The organism is bacterium, from assembly GCA_037131655.1.
Taxonomy (GTDB): Bacteria; Armatimonadota; Fimbriimonadia; order Fimbriimonadales; family JBAXQP01; genus JBAXQP01.
Map to the genome: position 1 here is coordinate 1 of JBAXQP010000302.1, position 3,265 is coordinate 3,265.

A 3,265-nucleotide genomic window follows, 5' to 3' on the forward strand; every position below is an offset into this window, starting at 1 on the left:
CGCCAACACCATTATTGATTTGGGCAGCAGCAATCCCCGTTGCATGGGTGCCGTGGCCGTTTTCGTCTATCGCATCGCTGCGCAGGTTAGTGAACGCATCAAACCCAAGAATGCCGGATTCATCTCGAGCGATTTTGTCAATCAAATCGGGGTGGGTGCTATCGACACCGGTGTCGATCACCGCAAGGATGATTGCTTCTTTGGGGCTCCATAACCCCCATGCAAGGTTGGCCTTCGTTATTTGAGGAGCATATTGATAGGCAAAGTAGGTGTCATTAGGAGTAGCGAATGCGCTCACTACATGATTGTATTCAACATAGAGGACTTCACTGCGTTTGAGGAGAAGTGCTGCAGCTTCATTCATTGATATGCCGTGTCGAACTCTGATACGATGGGCGCGAATATTGGGAAGGGATTCGGCAATATCGCCTACATCGACTGTGACTGCAGAAGGTGTGCATCTACTGTCTTGTGTTGGCTGCAGACCGACGATCAGCTCGCCGGGCATCAACTCGGCATTGATTGCTTGCCCCGATACCAATTGACTTCCGATAATTGAGCCTGATAGAATTACTAACAGCAAAAAAGCCCGCAATAGTGGGCTGTTAGACTGGTGCAACCGAACGCAGTGAGTTTTGTGCATAGTTTCCTCTTCCCACTTCTTCCATAGTCTCATACCCTCAAATCCCCATAAATAACGCAGGAACCCATTAAACAAGTCAACCTAACAGGATCAGCTATTTAGGAGCTATTAACGCGATCGTCTTTTGGGCTAACTTTTCTAAAATCCTGGGGTTTTACTGGTTATAGTAAGGCGGTTATTAAGGAAATGTATAAGCATGAGACGAATATTCTTTGCGCTAACCCTTTTAACCGTCACTTTTTCCCTGGCTATCGGCGCTGAACAAGTTCAGTTGTCGGTTCTCTCCAATGGGGAACAGCTTAGCTCGTGTAAGATTGAACTTTTTACAAAGCTGGGTAGAACGATGGTGCCACTGCGATTGGTCGCGGAAAAGGCGGGGTTGTTTGTGGAACCCGATGGGGAGACACTGCATGTAAAAGGGAAAGACAAAGATATTTCTCTCAGACTCGACAGCAATTCGGTCACGGTAGATGGGGTTATTCAGCGCATAGATGTTGGGCCAACGAAGATAAATGAGGTTATCTATATCCCTTTGAAATTCTTCAGCGAAGTCCTTGGGGCAGAGGTTAATTATGATAAGGCCGCTAAGAAAATTTCAATGACCGCATTTGTGGATGTTATCGCTCCGCAGCCCGTTGCTTTTAACTTACCGAAGCCGACTATCGAGGTTGCGATCAAGACGGCTCCGACTAAGACAGAAGAGGCAAAGCATCGTTTTACTTCCCTTATCATTGATGCCCGCGGTTTTAATCTAAAGCGCTCGATGAGCCCCGTTCTTCGGAAGCTAGACGGCAGCATTCTTTGGGACGGCAGCGGAGTTGACGTTGAGATAGTTATCGAAAAAGGTTTAGTGTGTTACCAATCATCTCTTGAAACTGCTTTGGTTGATCCGCGGTGCGGCAAATCGCCGATGCAAGTAATTGCCGTTGGGGTTAATGGAAGTGATCCAATCCTTTCAGACGAAGACAGCGCCCGCATCTTAGCCGAGAACAAACAAGGCAAATATTTAGACCGATTAGATGTAATTCTCCTCTACGGGTCAATAGAGAAGTAGGGTATCAGGCATACCCCATTTGTGTCATTACGAGGATTATCCTCATTAAAACACAGAAGCTTTTGGCTGTTGTCTTCATTCCTTGGGTCAGGGGATATCGGTATTATTTCAGCCCAGGTTGTTATTGATACTCCAAACATCAAAAGTAAGCGCCAAAGACAAAACCAGCAAAGGGAATCACTACCTAGTATAACTACTAGTTTTTTGTAGCTTTTTCTACCTATTGAAGCTATAAGGGCGAGAAGGGTATAAAACTTCCAAAAAATAAATTCAAAAGTTGTCCGTTTTCCTATCGCAAAAGCGAATAGTATTTTAGATATCTAGTGTCAGGCGGATCCACCGCCGCACTTTTGGAGGAAAAGGAAAGATGAAACGTTTTAACACTCGACTGTTGTTGATCGCAACAGTCACCTGTCTCCTCGCATGCGCCGCGACGTCGTATGCAGCTTATACAGTGAAGGAATTACCACTTAGCTATGACAGCATCACTGACGTATCGGGCCGAGCCTGCGGTATTAACAACGCCGGGCAGGTGGTTGGCTGGACTAAGAGTGCAGGGGGCGTCTACCATGCATTTATCTATGATGTCGCTAGTGATGTAAGTCACTACATGGGCACGTTGGGTGGCAATAGCGAACCTGTTGGCATTAACAATGCGGGTATAGCTACTGGTTGGTCGAACGGCCAAGTATTTCTCTACGACACAACCAATGGGATGACCGCTACCACTGGCACATCTGGCTTTAATGCTATCTATTGTATCGGGCTTTCTGCCCCGACCGGCGGCGTTAACATGATCGGCGGTTGGAGTAATGGTTCGAACCCATTGGTACCATGGGGGTACGCCTGTACGTGGTCTCCCAACACCCTGGTGAGTATCGGCAATCTTGGCGCTGGTATGGGTATAACCTTTGGTTGCAACGACTATGGTGAAATGGTTGGTGGGGCACATAATGCCTCATATCGTACCTGCGCATTCCGCTGGACATCTGCCGGCGGTATAGTCGAGATCCAGGCGATGGCTTATTTATTAGGGAAAACGGGAGGAAACTGGTGGGATCGCGGTATAGATGTTAACAACAGCGGCCAGGTTGCTGGTTGGGGATGGTATACGAACGGTCTTGAAAAGGCCTGGTTCTGGGATCCTGCTGTTGTTCCTAGTCTGACTGAAATCCCATTGCTTTCTGGCGGCAACCAAGCTCAAGCAAAGGGAATCAACAATAGTGGACAAGTTGTAGGATTTAGCAAGAGCGGGGATGGACTGTTCCACGTGTTCTTCTGGGATCCTGCTACTCCTGGAACTACTGAGAACTTAGAAGCAGGAATATCGGGAGCAGGAATAGCAGCAAATAATGCCACTGCGGATGGAACTACAGTTAAAATTAATAGTGCCGGCGTAATCGCAGGGTTTGTGAGTGTATCTGGAGTTGAGAAACCTACCCTTTGGATTCCCCCTGTGACAAACGTGGACTTTGTCTGCACGGTCACCCTGGTGGATTGGGCTGGCGGAGACGCGGCGACGACCGCGGACGTCACGGTTGATTCCGTGCTCTATCCCGATGTCGCAC

At 47.9% G+C, this 3,265-nt stretch carries 3 protein-coding genes; 2 read left to right on the plus strand and 1 reads right to left on the minus strand.

Annotated features, from left to right (window positions below; translation table 11 throughout):
* On the minus strand, positions 1 to 676 hold a 676-nt coding region (locus tag WCO51_11520), incomplete at its 3' end, for a S8 family serine peptidase (protein ID MEI6513883.1).
* Positions 677 to 839: 163 nt separating this feature from the next.
* On the opposite strand from WCO51_11520, the gene WCO51_11525 reads away from it, so the two are divergent.
* Entirely contained in the window at positions 840 to 1,697 is an 858-nt protein-coding gene (locus WCO51_11525) for a copper amine oxidase N-terminal domain-containing protein (protein ID MEI6513884.1), read from the plus strand.
* A 367-nt stretch (positions 1,698 to 2,064) separates the two neighbouring features.
* Positions 2,065 to 3,265: hypothetical protein (locus tag WCO51_11530; protein ID MEI6513885.1), on the plus strand; the 1,201-nt coding region annotated here is incomplete at its 3' end.

What these genes read in the sequence shown, in the direction of transcription:
- WCO51_11525 (MEI6513884.1), top strand. Translation starts at nt 840, where the DNA reads ATGAGACGAATATTCTTTGCGCTAACCCTTTTAACCGTCACTTTTTCC.